Raw genomic sequence first — 23,609 nt, forward strand, 5'->3', positions numbered from 1 at the left:
TTAAATATTATTATGTAGATAATCGCGGATTTCCTCACCGGTTTCCATGGTCATTACCTTCTCCAGATGGGCCTTGGCCTCCTCCATGGATACAGAGCGGATCTTTTCCTTCACCTTTGGAATGGACGGTGCACTCATGCTGAGCTCCGTAATCCCCATGGCCATGAGAATCACTGCTGCATAAGGGTCGCTGGCCATTTCGCCGCACATGCCAACCCATTTGCCATTGTCCACGCCCGCCTTTATGGTGCGGTAAATCAGCTGCAGCACAGCCGGATTAAAATGGTCATAGAGTTTGCTGATCTGCGGATTTACCCGGTCCACCGCCAAGGTGTACTGCACCAGATCATTGGTGCCGATGCTGAAGAAATCCACATACTTGGCCAGCACCGGAGTCATTACTGCCGCTGCCGGGGTTTCCACCATGATGCCCACCTGAACATCCTTGGAGTACTCCTTGCCTTCAGCCTCCAGCTCAGACATGGCCTTGTTCACGGCCTCACGGACAGCCTTTATCTCGTCCACATTAATAACCATCGGACACATAATGGCAGCCTTGCCGTGTACGCCGGCCCGGAGAATGCCCTTCAGCTGCGGCATAAACAAATCAGGACGCTCCAGACTTATGCGGATGGCGCGATAGCCCAGGAACGGATTATCCTCATGAGGAATATTCAGATAAGCCAGCGGCTTGTCACCGCCGATATCCATGGTACGGATAACACAGGTCTCCCCCTGACAGGCCACAATAGCCCGCTTGTAGGATTCAAACTGCAGCTCCTCGTCAGGAATGTTCTCCCGGCCCATGAACAAAAATTCACTTCTAAAGAGCCCCACACCCTGATTACCGTATTTGGCTGCGGCCTCCGCATCCTCCGGCAGACCGATGTTGGCTGCCAGCTGCACCTTTACGCCGTCAGTGGTTTCTGCCGGCAGATCCTTCAGTGCCTCCAGACGCTTCTGCTCCTCCTGCTGGGCCTTAATCCTGGCCTCATAGGAAGCCAGCTCCTCAGCAGACGGGTCCACCAGCACCAGGCCCTCGTTGCCATCCAGCAGCACCTTGGCCCCCTCTGGAATATCCTCAACCCTATTTTCCAGGCCCACCACTGTGGTAATGGCCCGGGACTTGGCAATAATTACGGCATGACAGGTGGTACTGCCCTGGCCCATAATAACGCCGGCAATCTTTTCATCTGGAATATTGGCAATGGCAGACGGTTCCACCTCAAAGCCGCAGAGAACCACCGGCTCCTCACCGATTTCCGGCTCCTTGACTCCCAAAAGATAACGGGCAATACGGCGGCCAATGTCCTTTACGTCTGCAGAACGCTCCCGCATATACTCATCATCCATGCCCGCCAGCATCTCAGCGCATTCCTCTGCCGCCTCCAGAACTGCCTTTGGAGCATGGGCCATTTCACGGGTTTTATCATTCATGCCGTCTGTCAGCATTGGGTCCATCAATAAAAAGGAATGAGCCTCCATGATTTCAGCCTGCTCATCCTGTCCCGCAGCCCGCATGGCCTCCACGCTTTCATCAATGGCCGCAGATATGGTATCAATGGCCTCCTCCAGCTTGGAGAGCTCCTCCTCTGCACTTCCCGGAGTATAGGCTGCCATGTACCCGTCAAGGGACTGGCCCACCTTCATAATCTTTCCGATAGCAATGCCAGGGATGGCAACATTACCCTGGATTTTCTCTGACATCATAACCCCTCCCCAGATAAAAAGTCAGATATTAAAGCTCCTCAGGGAAGCCAAAGCCGTTGGCAAACATTTCGGTAACTGCCTTGGCTACATCAGCCTCATCAGGACCCTCAATGGTAACAGTAACCTCAGCATCCTGCTTTGCACCCAGGGCCATAACGGCCATCATGCTCTTGATGTTGGCACTCTTGCCGTTGAATTTAATTACAACCTCAGACTCAACGCCCTTGTTGAACTTTACCAGCTCCTTGGCTGGGCGTGCGTGCAATCCTGGCTTGTTTAATACCTTCAAATTCAATTCCTGCATAAAAATACCTCTTTCCTACTATTAAAATTTAGTTTGTTATGATAGAATTATACATGTAATAAAACTTGTATATTCGACACGATTAGAAAATCCCCTGTTGAGGTGCAGCAATCTTTTGTTGCTTCTCTGCTTATTTTAAAGGATTTTCCAGTGATTTGTCGAATATATTTTTATTGTGGGAAATAAAAAAAGCGAAATTGCATTTGATCCCACGCTTATGGGAGCTAAGCACCCATAAGCTCTGGATTAATTCGACTAAATTTCGTGGTAGTATAACTCTCCCATGAAATAAGTCTCATTTAACAACTTTATAGTGGTGATATTATTTGATATTTTTTATTGTTACGGCTATCGTCATGACTGTGGCAATATTGGTAGTCTATAAGATAGCCCGCAAGCTGGAATTGGCCCTAAGTCTTCCAGCCCTGGTGTGTTGCGGTATATGCGCACTGCTGATTAATTTCCTGTCCATTCCCATGACACCGTTTCTCACGGAGCATCGCTTTGTGGTGCTGGGGGCAATGGTTATTGGTGCGGCTGTGGTTATTACCAGCGTAAACTATTTGCTTATCCGCAAGCGGCTGAAAAAAGCAGCACCGCCTCAGAAGGAGGACATCCAGCCTGAGCTGGTTGCTGTTGAGGATGAGCTGGTGCCAGTGGTAAATGCGGCCATTCTTTCCGACGAGCAGGTTACGGCCATGCTTTCTGAGGAACCGGAGCCAGCAGTTGAGGCTGAACCTCCTGCTGAGACCGAGATTCCTGTTGAAGCTGAGCCAGTGGCTGCGCCAGCTGTTCCGGAACCAAAACCGGAGCCGGAGCCTGTTATGGAAGCTGAAATGACAGCAGAGCCTGAGCCGGCGGCTGAAATCGGGGCTGAGGAACCAGAAGCTGAGCATGAACCAGAGCCAGTAATCGAGGCTGAGATTCCAGAGGAAGCTCCTGAGGAAGAAATTCCGGAGGAAGCTGAAATCGAGGCTGAGCCTGAAATTGAGGCTGAAGCAGAAGCTGAGCCAGAGATTGAGGAAGAGGCTCCTGAGGAACCAGAGGCCGAAGTTGAGCCTGCAATCGAGGCTGAAGCAGAAGCTGAGCCAGAGGTTGAGGAAGAGGCTCCTGAGGAACCAGAATCCGAAGTTGAGCCTGAAATTGAGGCTGAAGCAGAAGCTGAGCCAGAGATTGAGGAAGAGGCTCCTGAGGAACCAGAGGCCGAAGCTGAGCCTGAAATCGAGGTAGAAGCAGAAGCTGAGCCAGAGATTGAGGAAGAGGCTCCTGAAGAACCAGAAGCCGAGACTGAAACAGAGCCGGAGGTTGAGGAAGAAGCTCCTGAAGAGCCAGAAGCTGAACCAGAAATTGCCCCTGAGCCTACTGTGGAGGAGAAGCTGGAACAGTCCAAGAATCTCGACGATGTTCTGGATTATGCCTTCGAGCTGAAGGGCAGCTCCAACTGGGACGGTGCGCTTAAGGCATACACCTATGCCCTGGAGCAGTACCGCAACGATTCCTACTCACCATTCCTTGTATTGGAGATTGTGAACATCCACAAGGATCATGGTCATTATGATGATGCTATCCAGTGCTTCTATGAAGCATTAGATATACCAGCTGTGGCTGACAGCCCGGATATGCTGGCCGAATTTGAGGACAGTATGATTTATCTGGAGGCCACCAAGGAAGTATTGAAGGATGAAAACCATCCGGATATGCCTTTCTTCGATATTCCGCAGGAATACATGTCAAAAATCGAGTCTATCTTCAATGAAAGAAAGGCTCGCTCAATTTGATAAATTTTAGGGAGGATTTTTCCATGAAAAAGAGTGTTGAAATTATCGGTTTACCAGTCATCAGTATTACTGAGGGCCGTGAACTGGGCATGAGCAAGGGCCTGCTGGTTGATGCCAAGAATGGCGCCATTGCAGCCATTATCATCGAGGACGAAGATTGGTACAGAGGCGTAAAGCTCCTGCCATATTCCTCTGTTGTAGCTATCGGTGAGGATGCCGTTACTGTTATTAACAGCGAGACCATTCTTACCCTTGAAAACGCCGGCGACTATGAGACCATGATGGACGAAAACGTAAAGGTTATCGGCACCAAGGCCATCACCAAGTCCGGTACCATTCAGGGTAATGTAGTTGAAATCTATGTTGGTGAAGGCGGCAAGATCGAGAAGTGCGAAATCGAAGCAGCTGACGGCAGCCTGTCTGAGATCTTCTCTGACCAGATCTCCATCTTTGGTAAGCAGGTAACCATCATCGATTCCGACGCGGAAAAAAAAACTGATGAATTAAGTGCTGCTCCAGTTGAAGCTGCACCAGAAGCTCCTGCAGAGGCTGAGCCGGTTGCAGAGGAGCCTGTTGCTGAGCCAGAGGCTGAAGCCGTAGAGGAAACTGCTGAGGAGCCAGCTCCAGAGCCAGAGGCTGTTGAGGAAGCTGTTGAAGAACCAGCTCCAGAGCCAGAGGTTGAGGAACCAGCTGAGGAGCCAACTCCTGAGCCAGAGCCTGAAGTAGAGGAACCAGTTGAGGAGCCAGCCCCAGAACCAGAGGCTGCACCAGCTCCGGACCCTGTTCATCAGGCTGCGAACAATACTACTATCGACAGACAGCGCAAGTTTATCCTTGGCAAGACTGCACGTCGTACCCTGACCTCCCCAACCGGTGTCGTTATCGTAAACGAGGGCGACCCTATTACTGAGGAGGTTATCCAGAGAGCTCAGCTCTCCAATATGTTCGTTCCTCTTACACTGAACGTTCAGTAATATTTATCCAGTAAGTTCAATGAGCATTGACCTGTGTCAATGCTCATTTTTTTGAAAGGGGTTTATAAATGAATCAGGATTATTCCATCAACACCAGATGCGTGCAGGCCGGCTATACTCCGGGGAACGGCGAGCCACGCCAGATACCGATAATTCAGTCCACTACCTTTAAATATGATACCAGTGAGGATATGGGCAAGCTCTTTGATCTGGAGGCCACAGGCTACTTCTACTCCCGCCTGCAAAATCCTACCTGCGACACGGTGGCAGCCAAAATCTGCAATTTAGAGGGTGGCAGCGCTGCCATGCTTACCTCCTCCGGCCAGGCGGCCAACTTCTTCGCCATCTTTAATATCTGCGAAGCCGGAAGTCACATTGTGGCATCTTCCTCCATTTACGGCGGCACCTTCAACCTCATTGCAGTTACCTTAGCCAAGATGGGCATCGAATCCACCTTTGTTTCTCCGGATGCCAGTGAGGAAGAGCTGTCCGCAGCCTTCAAGGAAAATACTAGGGCCATGTTTGGCGAAACCATTGCCAACCCTGCTCTCACAGTTCTGGACATTGAGAAATTTGCCAAGGTGGCCCATGCCCACGGCGTACCACTTATTGTGGACAATACCTTCCCTACCCCTGTAAATTGCCGTCCAATCGAATGGGGTGCTGATATTGTAACCCATTCCACCACCAAATACATGGATGGTCACGGGGCAGCTGTAGGCGGTGCCATTATTGACTCCGGAAAGTTTGACTGGATGGCCCACAAGGATAAGTTCCCGGGCCTCACCGCTCCTGACGAATCCTATCACGGACTGGTTTATGCAGAAAAGTTTGGCCAGGAGGGTGCCTTTATCACCAAGGCCACCGTTCAGCTCATGCGTGATTTGGGCTGCGTTCAGTCCCCTCAGAGTGCCTTTATGCTGAATCTCGGTCTGGAATCCCTCCATGTACGCATGGCCCGTCACGTGGAAAACGGCCAGGCAGTGGCTGAATTTCTGGAAAGCCAGCCACAGGTGGTTTCCGTAAACTATCCGGGGCTTAAATCCAACAAATACAACGGCCTTGCCCAGAAATATCTGCCACAGGGTGGCTGCGGTGTTGTATCCTTTGAATTGAAGGGTGGCCGCAAAGCCGCAGAGGCCTTCATGAAGAATCTGAAGCTGGCTGCCATTGAAACCCATGTGGCTGATGCCCGCACCTGCTGTCTGAACCCTGCCACCTCCACCCATCGTCAGCTTACAGAGGAGCAGCTCATTGAAGCCGGTATCCCTGCCGGTCTGGTGCGCATGTCCTGCGGCCTGGAAGATAAGAAGGACCTTATTGCCGACCTGAAACAGGCTTTGGCCGCCATCTAAATTATTTTAAACAAATTAAAAAGCTAAGGTATGTAATTAATACATTACCTTAGCTTTTTTGTTGCATCATCTAATATGTAATTAAATCAGGCGCTTGTGGGCATAGTCGGTGGATTCAAGGTTCAAATCTACCTTTTCGCCCTTTCTTTCCCTTACAACTACCCTATCTTCGTAATCAAAGCACTCCCGGGCCACATCCTTGCTGAGCCATAACAGGCAGATCAGATTCGGAATGGCCATGAGGCCGTTGGCAGTATCGGAGAAATCCCATACCATGTCCAGGGCCTGGGTGGCACCGATATAGGTGACAAAAGCATAAATTGTACGGTACATAACGATCAGATCGTGGTTGTCCCACAGATATTCCAGTGACTTTTCACCGTAATACTCCCAGCCAAGAATGGTGGAGAAGGCAAAGAGAGCCAAGGAACAGGAAATGATAACCCTGGCATGCTCACCAAAGACGGTGGAAAAGGCCAGAATTGTCAGATGGGCACCGGACACAGCCTTGCCGGTTTCAGGATCAATGGTTCCCAGAGCACCGGATGAGGCAATAACCAGACCGGTCAGTACGCAGATAATCATGGTATCAAAGAAGGTACCAGTCATATTTACATAGCCCTGACGGGATGGGTGGTCAGTTCTGGCTGCTGCAGCTGCAATAGGAGCAGAACCAAGACCGGCCTCATTGGAGAATACACCACGGGCCACACCCCAGCGAAGGGCTGACATCATGGAAGCCACAATGGAACCGCCTACACCACCGGCCATGGCAGATGGTGAAAAGGCCATGGCGAAAATCTCGGAGATGCCGGCCGGAAGGTTGCCTGCATTAACAATAATAACCACAAGGGCCACTACCATATAAAAGGCCGCCATAACCGGCACCACAATACTGGATACCACACCGATGGAATGAACACCCTTGGCCAGAACCACAATGGTCAGTATTACCAATATGGCACCTACAAAGGCCGGCTCCACCCCGAAGCTGGAATTAAAGGCAGCAGCAATGGAGTTGGCCTGGGTCATGTTGCCGATACCAAAGGAAGCGCATACTGCAAAAAAGGCAAAGAGGGTTGCCATGGTTTTACCAACGAAGCCGCCAATACCGTTTTTCATGGCATACATAGGGCCACCGGCCATCTCACCCCGGTTGTTGTTTTCCCGGTATTTTACAGCCAGAACAGATTCGGCATATTTGGTGGAAAGACCAAAGGCGGCGGAAATCCACATCCACACCAAAGCACCCGGTCCACCCAAAACCATGGCGGTTGCCACACCTACAATGTTACCAGTACCAACTGTAGCCGACAGGGCAATCATCAGTGACTGGAATGGGGTAACATCACCCTCTGAGGAATCCTTCTTGGCCAAAATCATCTTAATGGCGTAGGGCAGGTTCAGCCACGGCTTAAACTTCAGCCGCACCGTGAGAAAAACACCGGTACCTACCAACAGGGTCAGCATAACCGGACCCCAAACAAAGTCGTTTACCTGCTTTATCATAAGTCCATAATCCATACCTTCTCCTCCTTGAAAAAAAGGTGCAAAAAAATACCGCAACCCCGGCACACGCCGGCGTCACGGGCTTCATTGCCCAACATTTATAAATGCTATAGTGAAAGTATAGTACGAAACCTTATTTTTGTAAAGTATGAGTCGAAAAATATTTCAAATTTCGAATTATGTAAAGAAAAATTTAAATTAAACTTTTCATATATTAGGTATGTTTCAGTATGGCTAAAAAGAATCAGTGGAGAATTGTTTTGTATTAGTCATGATTTTATTGTTTTGAATTGTCTGACATATAATAATACAAAAAGAAAAAGGCGGATTTCTAATCCGCCTTTGCTTAGGTCCGTGACGTACGCCGTAATATCTCCACATAAAACGGCGAGGCCACCTCTCCTGACCTTGTGTATACATTATACGGCTCTCATATACCCATGTCAAGTAATAAAAACAAGATTTTTCAAAAATAAATAGGACTTTTTGCTAATGTTTTTTCAGAATTAGTTACACTTGTTTACTATTAGTCAATACAAAAGAATCCATCACCTGTCCATCGGGGAGATAACATTGTACTATAATGTCCTCACTGGTTGCCCTAATTGTCAGATAATTATCCGTTTCCGGCTGAGGCAGCATTACCTTGTCAAACCGCTCTGTACGGGGCACCCCATAGCGGCAGTTGCCCGCCACGCCTGTATCTATGTACACCGGGCCGTGATCCGAGGGCTCAAAGTTGAATATGTGGTTATGGCGTCTGTAGGTGTGCTGATGGGCTGTAAACACCAGATGAATTCCCAGCTCATCGAAGTATGGCATGAAGCGTCTGCCCACCTCATCTATGTCCGCCAGGGGCTCAGGACTCCCAAGATTATCATAATTAATGACGTCCTTGTGCATGAGCACCACCCGCCACGGCTTCTCGGTGGCCTCCACATCCTGACGCAGCCACTGCAGCTGCTGCTCCATCATTCCCGGCTTTATTGGGTCCAGCTCCTCAAACTGGGTGTTCAGCACAATAAAATGCACCGGCCCATAATCGAAGGAATAATAGTAACGCTGGAATCCGTTGCTGTTATTGTCCGGCACCGCAAAGAAATTCAAAAAGGCGTGGGGCACACGGCATTTCCAGTTAAGGTCGTAGGTTTCGTGATTTCCCATAAGGGGCACAAAAATCCTTGACGGCATATAGGCACCTATGGCATTAAACCACTGGCGCCACTGATAGGCCGCCTCACCGTTATCCACCAGATCCCCCATATTAATGAAGAGATTAATATTCGGATTGGCATTAAAGGCACCGGAGGCCACCTTTTTCCAGGTTTCGTAGCCATCAGAGCATTGGGAGTCAGGAAAAATCAGGGCTTCCATGGTATCACTGCCACTGGTGGACAATGGATACCAGGGGGTAGTGGCCCCATCCTGAACTATCTGATAGGTATACTGGCTTTGTGGCTTCAGATTATTAACGAGAACCCTGTTGATGTAAAAAGCTTCCCCATCATCCTGAAACAAGCCACCGCTCCCCATGTAATTTTTTACATTGCCGGCGGCATCCCTTATCTGTACCCTAAGGCTGGCGTGGGGATTACGGGATTGCCACATTATGGTGCGGGAACTGCTGCTGTCCTTTGTTATGAGCTGCCGTGGCATATAAATGTCGCTGCCGGCGGCTGCCGCCTGACTTTTGGTGAATTTCCCCATAATGGCAGAAAAGATTCCCGCCAGAGAAAACTTTAAAAATGAACGTCGGTTAATTTTTGAAGGCATAGGGTAACCTCCTGTAGTTGGTCATGATTCAAGAATTATTCCAGCTCACTTAAATGATTAACTATCTGAACTGACGGGTAAGGGGCAAATGCCTCTTTTACAGTATTTCCCGTAAGGACGGCAGCAAAATCCACCCCGGCATTTTGGGCCGCCCCGGCATCGTAGAGACTATCTCCCACGTAGATTATGTCCTCCAGTGCCGCCCCGGTGCGCTGAATGGCCATGTTTATGCCCTGAGGGTCCGGCTTGCTGGCGGTGGTATCCTCACTGCCGATAATAAAATCTATAAGGTGCTCATAGCCGTCCTGCTGGAATTTTTCCTCGATCCGATGGCGGGTCTTGGTGGAGATAATTCCCACGGTACAGCCCGCTGCTTTCAGCTTCTCCAGAGTGGCAATGGTATCCGGAAAAAACTCCGTATTGGGGGTCATTAATTCCGCCGCATACTTCTTGTAAATGGTAAGAAAGCGGCGCTTTTCCCCTAAATCGGTAATACCGCTGACCCGGGTAATGGCGTCCAGCATTGGCATGCCAATGGTGAGCTTCATTTCGTCCCAGGGCTTTTGGGGCAGGTTCAGCTCCTCCAAAGTCTTTATGAAGCAGCCCACAATGCCCTTTTCGGAGTTTACCAGAGTGTAGTCAAAATCAAAAAAATAATACTTATATTTCATGCAGCTTTTTCCTTTTCCAGCCAATTGGCGTATAATCTATATCATAGTGTATATTATAACGCCATTGTTCAAATTTTTCTTCTTTCAGAAGAAAAATCTTCCAATTAGCGTTTCAACGAGCTGGGAGATATGCTCGCCAGCTGTTGCAGTTTGTTTTCCCCACCTAAAGAGGTGGGGGACATCTTAAAGCTCGTTATATCACAGGTAACAAAAAGAAAATCAGCGAGGTATTACAAATGACAGACAGTATCGTAAACAGACTTACCAAGCATCTGCGGCTTTTTTACAAGGATAATCCTTATGTGGAACTTTTAAACATTTGGGTGGACAATGTGGAGGAGGGTGAGGTCACCCTGGAAATGAAAATCGACCGGAAGCACACCAATTTCTACGAAATGTCCCACGGTGGGGCCCTGATGAGCCTGGCAGATACTGCCATGGGTGCCGCCTGCCTTTCCCACAACAAAAAGGTGGTTACCCTGTCCTTCAATATGAACTTTATCAAGGGAGTGCCTCTGGGGGAAAAGCTCATTGCAGTGGGCAAGGTGGTGCATAACGGCTCCCGCACCATGATGTGCGAAACAGAACTGAAAAATGAGGATGGGAAGCTCTTCTGCAAGGCCAGCGGCAGCTTTTTCGTCATCGGCAAATTGCTGGCAGAAAGCAACTAAGGGCAACGCAAGACTAAAATCAAGAACAGTACCAAATATAGTAAAAATAAAGCTGGGGCGTGACTAGAGCAATAGAAACCGGAGCGTAAGAAACTTTTTCTTGTATTACCTATATATTAGTGAGGAAAATTACTTGTTTGAGCGAAGCGAGTTGTAATTTTACTCACTATATAAGTACAAGAAAAAGTTTTAGTGACGGGTTCGTGCTATAGGCACACCTCAGCTTTTATTTACTGTCTTTTATTCAGTTTTATGACTTTGGCAATATATTAACCGATTTTATGGCTTTCCTCTGCTTCCTTAAAGGCCTCCTCCAGTGTATGCCAGGAAAGCACCGCACACTTCACCCGTGCCGGCATATTGGAGATATTTTTCAGGGCGAAGGCCTCGTCCAGCTCCTCCTCTTCCTCCTCCGACAGGGTCTCCCGCTTAATCATGCGGAGAAACAGATTGGCCAGATGCCTAGCCTGTTCCACGGACTCACCCTTTATAAGGTCAATCATGATGGAAGTGGAGGCCTGGGAAATGGCACAGCCAATGCCCACAAAGGACGCATCCTTAATATAGCCATCCTCCACCTTGAGCTCCAGGGTAATTTCATCCCCGCAGCTGGGATTCCTGCCCTTAAGGCACATATTTGGACAGTCCAAATGATGCTTATGCTCCGTAGAGCGGCTATGCTCTGAAATCAGTTCTGTATAAATGCTATCAAGCTCCAAGGCCCAGCACTCCTCTCACCTTTGATAATGCGTCAATAAATTTATCCACGTCTTCCCTGCTGTTGTAGAAATAGAAGCTGGCCCGGCAGGTGGCATTCTGCTTCAAGTAAATCATCAGTGGCTGGGCACAGTGGTGTCCTGCCCTTATAGCCACACCGTGGGCATCCATAATAGTGGACACATCATGGGGATGTACCTCCTTCACATTGAAGGTAACTATTCCCGTCTTGTTGTCCCGGGTACTGTCACAGCCATAAAGCTCGATGTAATCCATTTCCTTCATGCGGCCAATGGCGTACTCCGTCAGCTCCCTTTCCTTCTGTTCAATGTAGTCAAAGCCTACCTTATTAAGGTAATCAATGGCTGCCGAAAGTCCTGCCGCCCCGCCCACATTTTGGGTGCCTGCCTCAAATTTTGCAGGCAGGGGAGCATAATCAGTGTGCTGCTCCTCCACGTAATCTATCATGTCACCACCCATAAGAAATGGCGGCATATCATTCAGAAGGTTTTCCTTGCCGTAGAGAACACCGATACCCATAGGGGCCAGCATTTTATGGCCGGAAAAGACGAAGAAATCTGCGTCCATATCCTGTACATCCACAGCCATGTGGGGCACGCTCTGGGAGCCGTCCACCACAACTACTGCTCCCACGGCATGGGCCTTGGCAATAATCTCCTTAACAGGATTTACCAGCCCCAGCACGTTGGAAACCTGGGCCACGGCCACCACCTTGGTTTTACTGGTTATTTTTTCCTCAATATCCTTACGGGAAAGATTGTGGTCAGCCTCCAGATAAATGTACTTCAGGGTAGCCCCCTTCATCTGGCACACGTACTGCCAGGGCACCAAATTGCTGTGGTGCTCCGAAATGGCAATGAGGACCTCGTCCCCGGTCTGAATATGGGAAAGGCCATAGCTGTAGGCCACCAGATTCAGGGATTCCGTGGCATTCTTTGTAAAAATAATCTCATGGGAATATTTGGCATTAATGAATTTCTGGGTCTTGCTACGGGCATTTTCATAGATGTCCGTAGCCTTAATGCTGAGATCATAGGCCCCGCGGTGGGGATTGGCATTGAAGCTGTCATAATATTCCTCAATGGCCTTAATCACCTCCAGAGGCTTCTGGGTGGTGGCCCCATTATCCAGATATACCAAAGGGCTATTCCCCATTGGCTTTCCCAATAAAGGAAAGTCTTTTTTATATTTCACGTTTTCACTCATTTTCAAGACGCTCCTTTATATAAGAATCAATCTCCTGCCGCAGCTTTTCGTCATCAATAAGCTCCAGCACAGGATTAAAGGCCGCCTCCAGCACCAGCTTCCGGGCCTCCACAGGATTCAGTCCACGGCTCATAAGATAATGTAGCTTGTCCTCGCTGATTTTGCCGGAGCTGACAGCGTGGTTGCCCACCACATCGTCCTCACCGGAAAGCATAATCGGCACGGAGCGGTTCCGCACTCCCTTGGACAGCACCACCACATTTTCCTTTTCGTAGCCCTTGGCCTGCTTGACACCCTGCTTAAAATCCAGGGTTCCCCGGAAAATCTTCTGGCTCTGGCCCATAAGGCCCCCGTAAACCTCCAGATTCCCTACGGTCTTTCTCCCCTGAAAATCCAGCACATAGTTCATATCAAGGCTGCGGTCCCCGTCACCGAAGTACAGCACGGAAACATCAGCCCGGGATTTATTCCCCTTCAAAACTATATTTACCTTGGAGGCAAATGCCCTGGACCCGGTTTCCACAGCCACCAGCTGAATTCTGGCATTTTTCTCCAAAACAATATTTATTTCATTGGCATGCTCCCTGTCCTCGGGCAGAAGCTGCAGCTGTGTCAGCTTCAGGCTGGCATTTTCACCAACATTTATATTTACGGCCCCATAGGATTCCTGGCGATACTCCACCACCATATTCTCCTGATGGTCAGGCTCAATATTTACATCCAGCTTCCGGGCTTCCGCCAAAAGCTCACTGTCCACTGCAGCCTCGTTAACACCCAGCCAGTTCCAGGTCCGCATAGGAATCTCACTAAATTGTACCTTACTCATTCCAAACGCCTCCCTTAACCCATGGTGCCTTCAAGCTCAATATTTACCAGATTGTTCATTTCCACGGCATATTCCAGCGGAAGCTCCTTGGCAATAGGCTCCACAAAGCCCCTTACGATCATGGAACGGGCCTCCTCCTCGCTGATACCACGGCTCATGAGATAGAAAATAGCCTCATCACTGATACGGCCAATGGTTGCCTCATGGCCAATATCCGCCTCATCCCCCTCAATGTCCATGGTTGGCAGGGTATCGGAGCGGGAAATATCATCCAGCATCAACGACTCACAGTTTACGGAGCACTTGGCGTAAGGAGCATTTTTAGTCACCTTGACCGCGCTTCTGTAGGTTGCCTTGCCCCCGGCCTTGGAAATGGTACGGGTGCTGATATTGGCAGAGGTATGAGGGGCACAGTGGATTACACTGGCTCCCGTGTCCAGATTCTGCCCCTTGGAGGCGAAGGTAACGCCGGTAAACTCACACTTGGCATTTTCACCCTTCAATACGCTGCATGGGTACAGCATGGAAACATGGGAACCGAAGGAGCCGGAAACCCATTCAATAATGCCGTCCTTGCCAACTACCGCCCGCTTGGTATTAAGGTTCATCATATTTCTGGACCAGTTCTCAATGGTGGAATACCGCAGCCGGGCCCCGTCATTGACGAAAAGCTCCACACAGCCTGCGTGCAGGTTGGTTACATTGTATTTAGGAGCACTGCAGCCCTCGATGAAGTGAAGGCTGGCATTCTTTTCCACAATAATAAGGGTATGCTCAAACTGGCCGGCACCGGCGGCATTCAAGCGGAAATATGACTGGAGGGGAATCTCCACATGAACCCCTTCAGGCACATACACAAAGGAGCCACCGGACCATACGGCACCGTGAAGGGCCGCAAATTTGTGGTCCTTTGGCGGTACCAGCTTCATAAAATGGTCCCTTACAATTTCCTCATGCTCATGAAGGGCCGTTTCCATATCGGTGTAGATAACACCCTGCTTTACCAGATCCTCCTGAATGCTGTGGTATACCACCTCGGAATCATACTGGGCCCCCACACCTGCCAGGGAGGTCTGCTCTGCCTCCGGAATCCCCAGGCGGTCAAAGGTTTCCTTAATATCATCCGGAACCTCGTCCCAGCTGCCGGTCATTTTGGCATCGGGCTGTACATAGGTTACAATTTCATCCATGTTAAGCTCGGAAAGGTCCGGCCCCCAGTTTGGAAGGGACAGCTGATTGTACACCTCCAAAGACTTCAGGCGAAACTCCAGCATCCACTCCGGATCATTCTTTCTGGCGGATATATCCCGGATAATGTCCTCCGTCAGCCCGGACTGGGATTTGTATTTAGATTTATCAACATTTTTTATGTCATAGAGGGTACGCTCAATATCCTCTATATAAGTCTTTTCCTGTGCCATATATTACTCAGCTCCCTGCAAAAAACCGAATCCGTCTTTATCAATCTTGTCAATAAGCTCAGGGCCGCCCTCAGCCACCAGCTTGCCCTGCATGAGCACGTGAACCCTGTCCACCTTGAGCTGCTTCAGAATGCGGGTGTTATGGGTAATAATCAGGCAGGCATTGTCCTCATTGTGAAATCTCTTGACCCCATTGGAAACAATCTGTATGGCATCCACATCAAGGCCGGAATCAGTTTCATCCAGAAGGGCCAGCTTTGGCTGCAGCATGAGCATCTGCAAAATCTCATTCCGCTTCTTCTCGCCCCCGGAAAAGCCCACATTCATATAGCGCTGGGCATAGGATTCATCCATCTGCAGCTCCTTCATGGCTGCCTTCAATTCCTTGCGGAACTTCAAAATCTTTATATTTTCCCCGGTTATGGACTGCTTGGCAGTACGAATCATATTTTCCACGGTGATGCCGGGAATTTCCTCCGGAGTCTGGAAGGACAGGAAAATACCACGGCGGGCTCTCTCAAAGGTCTTAAGCTCCAGTAAATCCTCACCCTCAAAGTCCATGGTGCCGTCAGTAATCTGATACTTTGGATGCCCCATAATGGCATTCATGAGGGTTGACTTACCGGAGCCGTTTGGCCCCAGTACCACATGAATTTCTCCCTTGTTAACCTCCAGATTGATGCCCTTCAGAATTTCCTTCAGGGCCCCGTCGGCTTCACCGTCAGCCACGCTGACCTGCAAATTTTTGATATTCAGTAATTTTTCCATAATGTATCTCTCCCATACCATGCAGAATAAGCAGCCACACTATCTGTATTTATTCTGACCAATTTACTAAGTTTTCGTTACGCTCTTATAATAGGGTGTTTTTTCCTCCCTGTCAATAATTCCTACTAAATTCATAGGAAATAAAAGAATCCCGCCTTCAAAAGGAAAGCGGGATTAATCTTTTAAAGTTATTTACTTGTTTTTAACACAAATCATTAAATCCTCATAGGCCTGTTTGCCAATGTCATTGTCCGGCTCCAGGGTGAGGAGCATCTCCAAATCATCCATGGCCTCACGGTACTTTTCCTTGTCTGCCAGGAGACAGCCGTGGTTATACAGAGCCACCGTATCAGTTGGGTTCAGAATCAGCAGCAGATTATAATCCGCCAGGGCCTGATCCGTGTACTGGTTGCTGGCATAGAGGTAAGCCCGTCCAGACAGGGCAGCGTAATTGTTTTCATCCATCCCCAGAGCGGTATTGTAGTCCTTCAGGGCTTTTTCATTGTAGCCCCATTCCCGATAAATATCCGCCCGCTTTACATGGGCAGCAATATTTTTCTTGTCCAGCTTCAGTATGCGGTCTGTGCTAAGGATGGCCATCTCATAGTTGCCGTCAGCATGGGCCAGATCATAAACCCGTTCCCATACCTCCACCTTGTCCGGCTGGCGGCGGGCTGCCTCCAGGGCCTTATTCAAGTCCTTTTCTTCCCCCTGAAACTGCCCGGCCTCCCGCCACAGTCTCAATATATCCTGACCGTAGGTGGTGCCCGGCACTGCCCAGCGGCCGTTTAAATCAGGCCAGTATTTTGCGGCTCCCCGATAATGCGGATATTTCTCCACCAAAACCATGAACCGGGGGTCTACCAGCTGTTTCTTTGGCATGCGGGTGGTGGCATAGGCCAGCAGATGCTGGATATGGGCCCGAACTCCCCGCTGGGGTGTATAGAAGGTATAGCCGGGAACATCGTTGCCCAGGGCTCCCAGACCACAATAGTTATTCTGCATGGCCTTTACATCGTTGCCATATTTAAAGAAGCCGGTTTCCTTCAGGGCCTGGCACAGGGCTATATCGGGACGGACTCCTTCATCGCCGGCCTCCTCATAGTAATAGGCCACCAGCTCCTCCAGCGTGCAGTTAATCTTCGGGTTTTGGTTGCGGGAGAGGATGTACTGTACCATCTGCTTCTGAGATAGAGTAGCCGGTCCCATGATGGTAACCTTGTCCTTGTCCGCCACCTTGTTCCAGCTGTTTACGGGCTTGTAGTGGGTGAGGCGGTGATGGATTTCCTGCCCCTCCTCGGCTTCCCCAATGCTCATAAGGCCGGCCAGCCCAACAATAAATGCTGCACACAATATAAGCCTGCCCAGATACTGCACATACTTCAGATTTTTCATACCCCAGCCTCCATTTCTTCCTTTTATTTACGAAAAAGGGACCGCTGTTGCAGTCCCTTGTCTTTATAACGCCAGTGTTCAAATTTTTCTTCTTTAGAAGAAAAATCTTCCAATTAGCGTTTCAACGAGCTGGGAGATATGCTCGCCAGCTGTTGTAGTTTGTTTTCCCCCCACCTAAAAAGGTGGGGACATCTTAAAGCTCGTTATATTTTTATCTTAAGAAGCCGCCAATAATCTGCTCCTCTGCCTCGGCCTCGGTAAGACCAAGGGACATGAGCTTAATGAGCTGATCACCGGCGATTTTGCCGATGGCTGCCTCATGAATAAGGGCAGCATCCACGTTTTTGGCATCCAGCTTCGGTACAGCCACCACATGGGCATTGTCCATAATAATGGCATCACACTCCGCATGGCCATTGCAGACGGTATTGCCGATAATGGCCGCCTCAAAAATCTGCTCGGAGCTGTCCTTGGCTACGGAACGGGAAATAACATCAGTGCTGGAGCCTTCCCCGTTGAGCTCCACCTCGTACACGCTGGTGGCCTTCTGATCCCCATGGGTCATAAGGCGCTCATGAACAATCATGGTGGCACCGGCATCCAGCTCCGCCTTGGTAATGCGGTGGGTGCTGTCCACGCCCTTTATCTGCACCATTTCCATGTCCACATAGCTGTTTTCCTTCTGGTAAACCTCGGTAACAGGGTTCAGAATACGCTTGGCACGGCCGTCACCCTCGCCGTAATGCTTTTCCACATAACGGATTTTGGAATTTTTCCCCACAAAGAAGCGGTGAATACCGTCATGCTGGGAATCCTGGGTACCGCAGTTATGAATACCGCAGCCGGCCACAATAACCACGTCGCAGTCCTCACCAATATAGAAATCATTGTAAACAGTTTCCTTGATGCCGCTTTCGCTGAGCACCACCGGAATGTGAACGCTCTCATTTTTGGTGCCGTCCTTGATAATAATATCGATGCCCGGCTTGTCGGTCTTGGTTACGATATCAATGTTCTCAGTGGTATTGCGGGCCGCCTTTTCGCCGTTGGCCCGGATATTATAAGCCCCCTTGGGCATCTTATAAAGGTCAGCTACCTCTGTCAGCAGCTGCTTCTGAATATTATCTAACATCAAACTGCCTCCTTAACTCATCTTGCTGCAAGCTCTGTTTACTGCGTCGGCAGTCCCCAACAGCTCAGGCAGTATCTCATCCTTAGGGCCCTGCGTCTTCACCTTGCCGTCCTCAATGACAATAATTTCATCGGCAATGTTAAGAATCCGCTCCTGATGAGAAATAATCAGCACGGTACCCTGGACGGTCTTGCGAATATTTTCAAAGACCTGAATAAGGTTCTGGAAGCTCCAGATATCAATGCCCGCCTCCGGCTCGTCAAAAATGGAGAACTTGGTGCCTCTGGCCAGCACGGTGGCGATTTCAATACGCTTCAGCTCACCGCCGGACAAGGAGGAATTTACCTCACGGTCAATGTATTCCTTGGCACAGAGCCCCACCTTGGAGAGGTACTCGCAGGCAGTATTGACGGAAATTTTCTTGCCGGTGGCCAGCCGCAGCAAATCCAGCACCTTGATGCCCTTAAAATGCACCGGCTGCTGGAAGGCAAAGCTGATACCCTTTCTGGCACGGTCAGTAATGGAGCAATCCGTAATATCCTCCCCGTCAAAAATCATCTGGCCGGAGGTAAGCTCCTTAACCCCCATAATCAGCTTGGCAAGGGTAGACTTGCCACCGCCGTTAGGGCCGGTAATAACTACAAACTTTCCATCATCTATGGTGAGATCGAGATGATCAATAATAGTTAAAGTCTCATTATTTTCTTCAACCTGATAGGTCAAATCCTTTAATTCAAGCATAATTTTCTCCTACTAAGCATAAACACACATCTTATCAACACAAATACTACCTCGTATTATACCCTTTTTACAAGTATGTACGCAAATAATGACATTTTCCATATATCAATACTTATTTTTTCACTTTCCAAATAGTATTTTGTTTTGCTCCTTCTCGTTCAATATATCCCTTATCTCGTAAAGAATTCAAAGTTCGTTGAATAGTTCGAATCGTCTTATATGTTTTTGTTGCCAATTCCTCTCTTGATAAATCTGGCTTTAGCTTTAAAAGTGCTAATATGGTATTTTCTGTACTATTCAATTTTTCAACAGAAGTGACATTAGAAGTGACATTTTCAATGTCACTTCTAAGCGAATTCCTTTTTAGCATAAATTTAAACCCATTCTCGCCATTGACGTATGAGTATTCTACACCAGCATCCTTGCACAAACTATTAATTCTTTTGAAGCCGCTCCCAAATTTTTCAATGGATTTATTCAAGAACAAAATTTTCGTTATTATTGGATTCCGTATCTCTGACTCAATATTACCTTTAATATAATCTTCTGGCTTATATTTACTTGCATATTCACCTGGACTATAAATAGTAATCATACTTGGATGGATACATATCTCATGAGTAGTTCTTCCGCCATATATGGCATGAGCAAAACTATTTGCCAAAACTTCTCTGATGACAGTCACTGGCACTTCAGGAATTTCATTCCTTTCCAAACCAATTATTTCACTGCGCCATCTTATATTCTTAAGAATATATTCCTCTGCATACTTTAAAAGATTAAATATATTGTCCTCATAAAGTTTCATATCCAAAATAGTTAACTTCTCATCTGTAGCAAATATCCCAACTTTCAATGACACTGGATGATTATTACCGAAAAGAACTTCACCTGCATTGGTTAAAAAACCATCTCTTACAAGACCAAATCTTTTCAAAATAATCGGACAAGTATATCTCCCTTGAGGTAATCTTCCCGCTTCTATTGCATTCTGCCAAAACATCTTAATAATGCGCCTATCTATCTGCTTCTCTGTTATATCAGAAAGTGTTTTTTCCCACTTTTCACGGTATTTATTAGTACCAAAAAAAACTCTCAGTTCTTCTGGCGTTACTTCACGATCTTCATCAGCTGTCCTTAAATAGTATCGGCCAGCAGCGGAATATGGTACGTTTTCACCGCTGAACTCCACCTTAATTGTACTATGTCCTTCAAAAATTACTTCTTGAATTGCTGGATAAATTTGTGGTTTTATTGATTCATAAATATTCCTAGATACATCTCTTAATGATGATTCAGACACAACCTGTCCAAAGACATATCCGTTAGGCTTTACGCCAAAGTATAATGTGCCTACACCATGCTTATTTAAAATTGATGCTATGGAAATCATTGCTTCTTTCATTTCACCAGTGGTTTTCTTAAATTCAAGTGTTTCTGTTTCTTTTCCTAAATTCACTGAAATTCCCCCTCGTAAGCTACAATATTATACATTAGAAGTGACATTTTGTCACTTCTAATGTCACTTCTATTTATTTCATAACGTAACTATACATGACAAGTAGTGCAATACAAGATAAACGTACTATTTTCATCAAAGGAGGATTTTTTATTATTATAGAGAATAATTTATTAAGCATAGGAAGTACGTTTAATGAATAAGTATTATATTAAACTTTGAGAAGGAATAAATAATATGAAAAAAATATTTGCTATTGTGTTTAGTATTTTTGTTTTACACAATCCAGTATTCGCATTTACTCCTCCATCAAATTGGATTTGTGTAAGTTTTGATGAAAATTATCCTGTTTCAATTTATATCAACCCTTCAATACAAGATAATGATGCTATAACTTTTTCTTTGGGTGACACAGAAATTACAGGAATTGAATATATTGTTTTTAATACACCCGAAGGTCGACGAGATTTTTTAAGTAAAATTCCAGGTGTAGGCAATATACTTGCAACCGATGACAACTGTGCATTGATAAGAGCCTGGGTTGACTATGTATATGATCCAACTGAAGGCAAATTGTATAAAAAATATAATTCCATGAATTTTTTTGATTATAACAATTCATGGACCAGTGATTTATATTTACGCGACCTTGGTTTGGACCAATGGGGAGGAGTTATAGAAGGTTTAGCATCTTGGAAGGCTTTCTTTGGAGAAAGAGATTTTTTAATATCGCGCCGTACCAGGGAAGCCGAAATACATGAAATAAAAAAAGACCCTAGCCGTTGGGGGGAATTATATGGTGAATACAAAGATGAAATGATCAAAAAATGTGAGATGTCGTGGAGTGGCCGAAAAGATTTTATGATGAAGCTAGACACATACAATGAAAACGACATATCTAAAACAATATACTTAGATGTAAGTTCTATAAATCCGACGTTCACAGATTCTAAATGGTATAAATGTTGGATAATGGTTGATTTCTCCCCACCTATGAAAATTACCGATGAACTTTATGCTAAAGACATGCGTTTTTATACTATTGTGGACTATAGTGATAACACAATATCGACTTGCTTGATAGAAATTAATCCGAGTAAGGGCAAGTGGCAAAAAGAATTTCTGTATCAACAAAAGAAATTAGGAGAATCTAAAGTTTTAGATTGCATTTACCATAATCTAAAAAAAGGATTCGACAATCAATTTCCAGGAATAACACGCAAATAAAAGCGGCATAACCTCAGGTTGACTATAGCCTGTAGTGGTATATATGATTTTTAATCACTAACTCAGATATATGTTTTGCTAGAACTCTATTTTAAATTAGCAAAGTATTTTTTGTACAAATATATGTTATCACAACATTAGTGCATATTAAATGTAACATTAAATTCTTACAAAATTGTATATTTACTAAGGAGGCGTTTTTCCATGAAATATTGTCCATATTGCCAACGTATGGTTAATCCTCGGTATCATACAAACTGGTTCCTTCAAATAATTTTAACACTTTTCACGGGTGGTTTTTGGCTCCTTATATATATCTTTTATTATATATTCTTCAAACAACCCTGCTGCCCAATATGCGGTAGTAATGATTTAAAAAGCAAAATGCCATCTCCGCCTCCACCAATGCAATATCCGCAATATCCACAACAATTTCCTCCACAGCGTAGAATGTAGATTTGCATATACATTACATAATACATATAATGGCAGCTATTAATGGAGCATTTTCAAAATCTTTTATCCTATTGTTTTCATTTGAATCAGTCATTACCAATGCCAATTTAAACATAATCTTTTAATAACAAAGCCCCAGTTTCTAGTTTATTGAACCTGAAACTGAGGCTTATGTTATTCTATCCTAATTATTTAAATAAGTCATCAGCGATGATGATGGTCTGATCACGGTTAGGACCAACGGATACGATGCCCAGCTTAATACCAGTAACCTCAGCCATGCGCTCCAGATAAATACGGGCCTTTTCTGGAAGATCCTCATACTTTCTGATGCCGCTGATATCAGTCTGCCAGCCCTCGAAGGTCTCGTAAACAGGCTCTACCTCAGCCAGCACCTTAAGGGATGCAGGAATCTCGTTAAGCATCTCGCCCTTGTACTTGTAGCCTACGCACATCTTGATTTCTGGCATAATGTCCAGAATATCCAGACGGGTAATGGCCATGTAATCAATTCCGGAAAGCATACCAGCATAGCGTACTACGCAAGCATCCAACCAGCCTGTACGACGTGGACGGCCGGTAACTGTGCCATACTCATGACCAGCATCGCGGATCTTGTCGCCGATTTCGTTAAGCTGCTCAGTTGGGAATGGGCCCTCACCAACGCGGGTGCAATATGCCTTAACAACACCCACAACCTTGCCAATATCACGAGGAGCCACACCGGCACCAACGCAAACACCGCCAGAAACAGGATGGGAAGAAGTTACATAAGGGTAGGTACCATAATCAATATCCAGCATAGTGGCCTGGGCACCCTCGAAGAGAATCTTCTTGCCAGCCTTGATTTCATCGTGGAGAAGAGCAATAGTATCACATACATAAGGACGGAGGCGATCAGCATAGCCATTGTATTCCTCTAAGATAGCCTCATAATCAAATGGCTCCTTGCCAAAAACGCCCGCCATCAGCTTATTCTTAATGGCCAGATTTTCCTTTAAGCGCTTGGCAAATTCTTCCTTGTCGATGAAGTCACAAACACGGATACCAATACGGTTATCACGATCCACATAGCATGGGCCGATACCATTCTTGGTGGTACCAACCTTGTTGGCCCCCTTCATTTCCTCAAGGCAGACATCCATTTCACAATGGTATGGCATTACCACATGGGCACGGTTGCTGATACGGATACCGCTTACATCAATACCCTTTTCAATCATGCCATCCATTTCCTGAAGCATAACCTTTGGGTTAAAGGCAACGCCGTTACCCACCACATTTAAGGTACCCTTGAACAGAATACCGGATGGCATAAGACGCAATTTATATTCAACACCATCAACGGCCACGGTATGGCCTGCATTGCTGCCGCCCTGAGAACGGACAACAACCTCTGCCTGCTGTGCCAAATAATCAACAATCTTTCCCTTGCCTTCGTCACCCCACTGGGTTCCCAGGATTACTACTGAAGCCATAAAGGTCTCTCCCCTCA

20 protein-coding genes are annotated in these 23,609 nt (G+C 47.0%); 5 read left to right on the top strand and 15 right to left on the bottom strand.

What is annotated here, in order from left to right:
- Together ptsP and D081_RS02640 are read right to left on the bottom strand one after the other, a co-directional pair.
- Positions 1-1,707 (bottom strand): phosphoenolpyruvate--protein phosphotransferase, encoded by a 1,707-nt coding sequence (ptsP, locus tag D081_RS02635; RefSeq protein ID WP_085022577.1) that lies wholly within the window; start codon positions 1,705-1,707, stop codon positions 1-3.
- 31 nt (positions 1,708-1,738) lie between these two features.
- Entirely contained in the window at positions 1,739-2,014 is a 276-nt protein-coding gene (locus D081_RS02640) for an HPr family phosphocarrier protein (RefSeq protein WP_085022578.1), read from the bottom strand.
- A 326-nt stretch (positions 2,015-2,340) separates the two neighbouring features.
- On the opposite strand from D081_RS02640, the gene D081_RS02645 reads away from it, so the two are divergent.
- The 3 genes from D081_RS02645 (at position 2,341) to D081_RS02655 (ending at position 6,121) form a co-directional block, all read left to right on the top strand.
- Positions 2,341-3,792 (top strand): hypothetical protein, encoded by a 1,452-nt coding sequence (locus D081_RS02645; protein ID WP_085022579.1) that lies wholly within the window; start codon positions 2,341-2,343, stop codon positions 3,790-3,792.
- Between the two features lie 23 nt (positions 3,793-3,815).
- Complete coding sequence (locus tag D081_RS02650) at positions 3,816-4,766, top strand: PRC-barrel domain-containing protein (RefSeq protein ID WP_085022580.1); 951 nt, start codon at positions 3,816-3,818, stop codon at positions 4,764-4,766.
- Positions 4,767-4,834: 68 nt separating this feature from the next.
- Positions 4,835-6,121, top strand: a complete 1,287-nt coding sequence (locus tag D081_RS02655; protein ID WP_085022581.1) for an O-acetylhomoserine aminocarboxypropyltransferase/cysteine synthase family protein — start codon at positions 4,835-4,837, stop codon at positions 6,119-6,121.
- 81 nt (positions 6,122-6,202) lie between these two features.
- Here the strand turns inward: D081_RS02655 and D081_RS02660 are convergent, their stop codons facing one another.
- The 3 genes from D081_RS02660 to D081_RS02670 form a co-directional block, all read right to left on the bottom strand.
- Entirely contained in the window at positions 6,203-7,645 is a 1,443-nt protein-coding gene (locus tag D081_RS02660) for a sodium:alanine symporter family protein (protein ID WP_085022582.1), read from the bottom strand.
- Positions 7,646-8,140: 495 nt separating this feature from the next.
- A complete protein-coding gene (locus D081_RS02665; protein ID WP_085022583.1) occupies positions 8,141-9,403 on the bottom strand; it encodes a metallophosphoesterase family protein in 1,263 nt (420 codons plus the stop codon).
- Between the two features lie 35 nt (positions 9,404-9,438).
- Positions 9,439-10,074, bottom strand: a complete 636-nt coding sequence (locus D081_RS02670) for an HAD family hydrolase (protein WP_085022584.1) — start codon at positions 10,072-10,074, stop codon at positions 9,439-9,441.
- Positions 10,075-10,310: 236 nt separating this feature from the next.
- Here D081_RS02670 and D081_RS02675 point away from each other — a divergent pair, with 236 nt between their 5' ends.
- The gene (locus tag D081_RS02675; protein ID WP_085022585.1) at positions 10,311-10,745 is read left to right on the top strand and encodes a PaaI family thioesterase; all 435 of its coding nucleotides are present in this window, start codon (positions 10,311-10,313) and stop codon (positions 10,743-10,745) included.
- 269 nt (positions 10,746-11,014) lie between these two features.
- Here the strand turns inward: D081_RS02675 and sufU are convergent, their stop codons facing one another.
- From sufU to D081_RS02720, 9 genes are all read right to left on the bottom strand, one after another.
- Positions 11,015-11,464, bottom strand: coding sequence for a Fe-S cluster assembly sulfur transfer protein SufU (gene sufU / locus D081_RS02680; RefSeq protein ID WP_085022586.1), 450 nt, complete (start codon positions 11,462-11,464; stop codon positions 11,015-11,017).
- Positions 11,454-12,689, bottom strand: a complete 1,236-nt coding sequence (locus tag D081_RS02685; protein WP_085022587.1) for a cysteine desulfurase — start codon at positions 12,687-12,689, stop codon at positions 11,454-11,456. Before D081_RS02685 ends, sufU begins: the two co-directional genes overlap by 11 nt.
- The gene (locus D081_RS02690) at positions 12,682-13,515 is read right to left on the bottom strand and encodes a SufD family Fe-S cluster assembly protein (RefSeq protein WP_085022588.1); all 834 of its coding nucleotides are present in this window, start codon (positions 13,513-13,515) and stop codon (positions 12,682-12,684) included. The genes D081_RS02685 and D081_RS02690 overlap by 8 nt, the downstream gene beginning before the upstream one ends.
- Before the next feature lie 14 nt (positions 13,516-13,529).
- Complete coding sequence (gene sufB, locus D081_RS02695; protein ID WP_085022589.1) at positions 13,530-14,936, bottom strand: Fe-S cluster assembly protein SufB; 1,407 nt, start codon at positions 14,934-14,936, stop codon at positions 13,530-13,532.
- A gap of 3 nt (positions 14,937-14,939) precedes the next feature.
- On the bottom strand, positions 14,940-15,707 hold the full coding sequence (gene sufC, locus D081_RS02700) for a Fe-S cluster assembly ATPase SufC (protein ID WP_085022660.1): 768 nt from the start codon (positions 15,705-15,707) through the stop codon (positions 14,940-14,942).
- Positions 15,708-15,896: 189 nt separating this feature from the next.
- The gene (locus tag D081_RS02705; protein WP_085022590.1) at positions 15,897-17,099 is read right to left on the bottom strand and encodes a glucosaminidase domain-containing protein; all 1,203 of its coding nucleotides are present in this window, start codon (positions 17,097-17,099) and stop codon (positions 15,897-15,899) included.
- A 211-nt stretch (positions 17,100-17,310) separates the two neighbouring features.
- Complete coding sequence (locus D081_RS02710; RefSeq protein ID WP_085022591.1) at positions 17,311-18,231, bottom strand: SufD family Fe-S cluster assembly protein; 921 nt, start codon at positions 18,229-18,231, stop codon at positions 17,311-17,313.
- A 12-nt stretch (positions 18,232-18,243) separates the two neighbouring features.
- Complete coding sequence (locus D081_RS02715) at positions 18,244-18,972, bottom strand: ABC transporter ATP-binding protein (RefSeq protein WP_085022592.1); 729 nt, start codon at positions 18,970-18,972, stop codon at positions 18,244-18,246.
- A 112-nt stretch (positions 18,973-19,084) separates the two neighbouring features.
- Entirely contained in the window at positions 19,085-20,431 is a 1,347-nt protein-coding gene (locus tag D081_RS02720) for an RNA-binding domain-containing protein (RefSeq protein ID WP_085022593.1), read from the bottom strand.
- A gap of 237 nt (positions 20,432-20,668) precedes the next feature.
- Here D081_RS02720 and D081_RS02725 point away from each other — a divergent pair, with 237 nt between their 5' ends.
- Positions 20,669-21,658: a hypothetical protein gene (locus D081_RS02725; RefSeq protein WP_085022594.1), complete on the top strand. Its 990-nt coding sequence runs from the start codon at positions 20,669-20,671 to the stop codon at positions 21,656-21,658.
- Between the two features lie 644 nt (positions 21,659-22,302).
- Here D081_RS02725 and D081_RS02730 read toward each other — a convergent pair.
- Positions 22,303-23,592, bottom strand: coding sequence for an adenylosuccinate synthase (locus tag D081_RS02730; RefSeq protein WP_085022595.1), 1,290 nt, complete (start codon positions 23,590-23,592; stop codon positions 22,303-22,305).
- Positions 23,593-23,609 lie beyond the last annotated feature (17 nt).

Source organism: Anaerovibrio sp. JC8, from assembly GCF_002100115.1.
Classification (GTDB): domain Bacteria; phylum Bacillota; class Negativicutes; order Selenomonadales; family Selenomonadaceae; genus Anaerovibrio.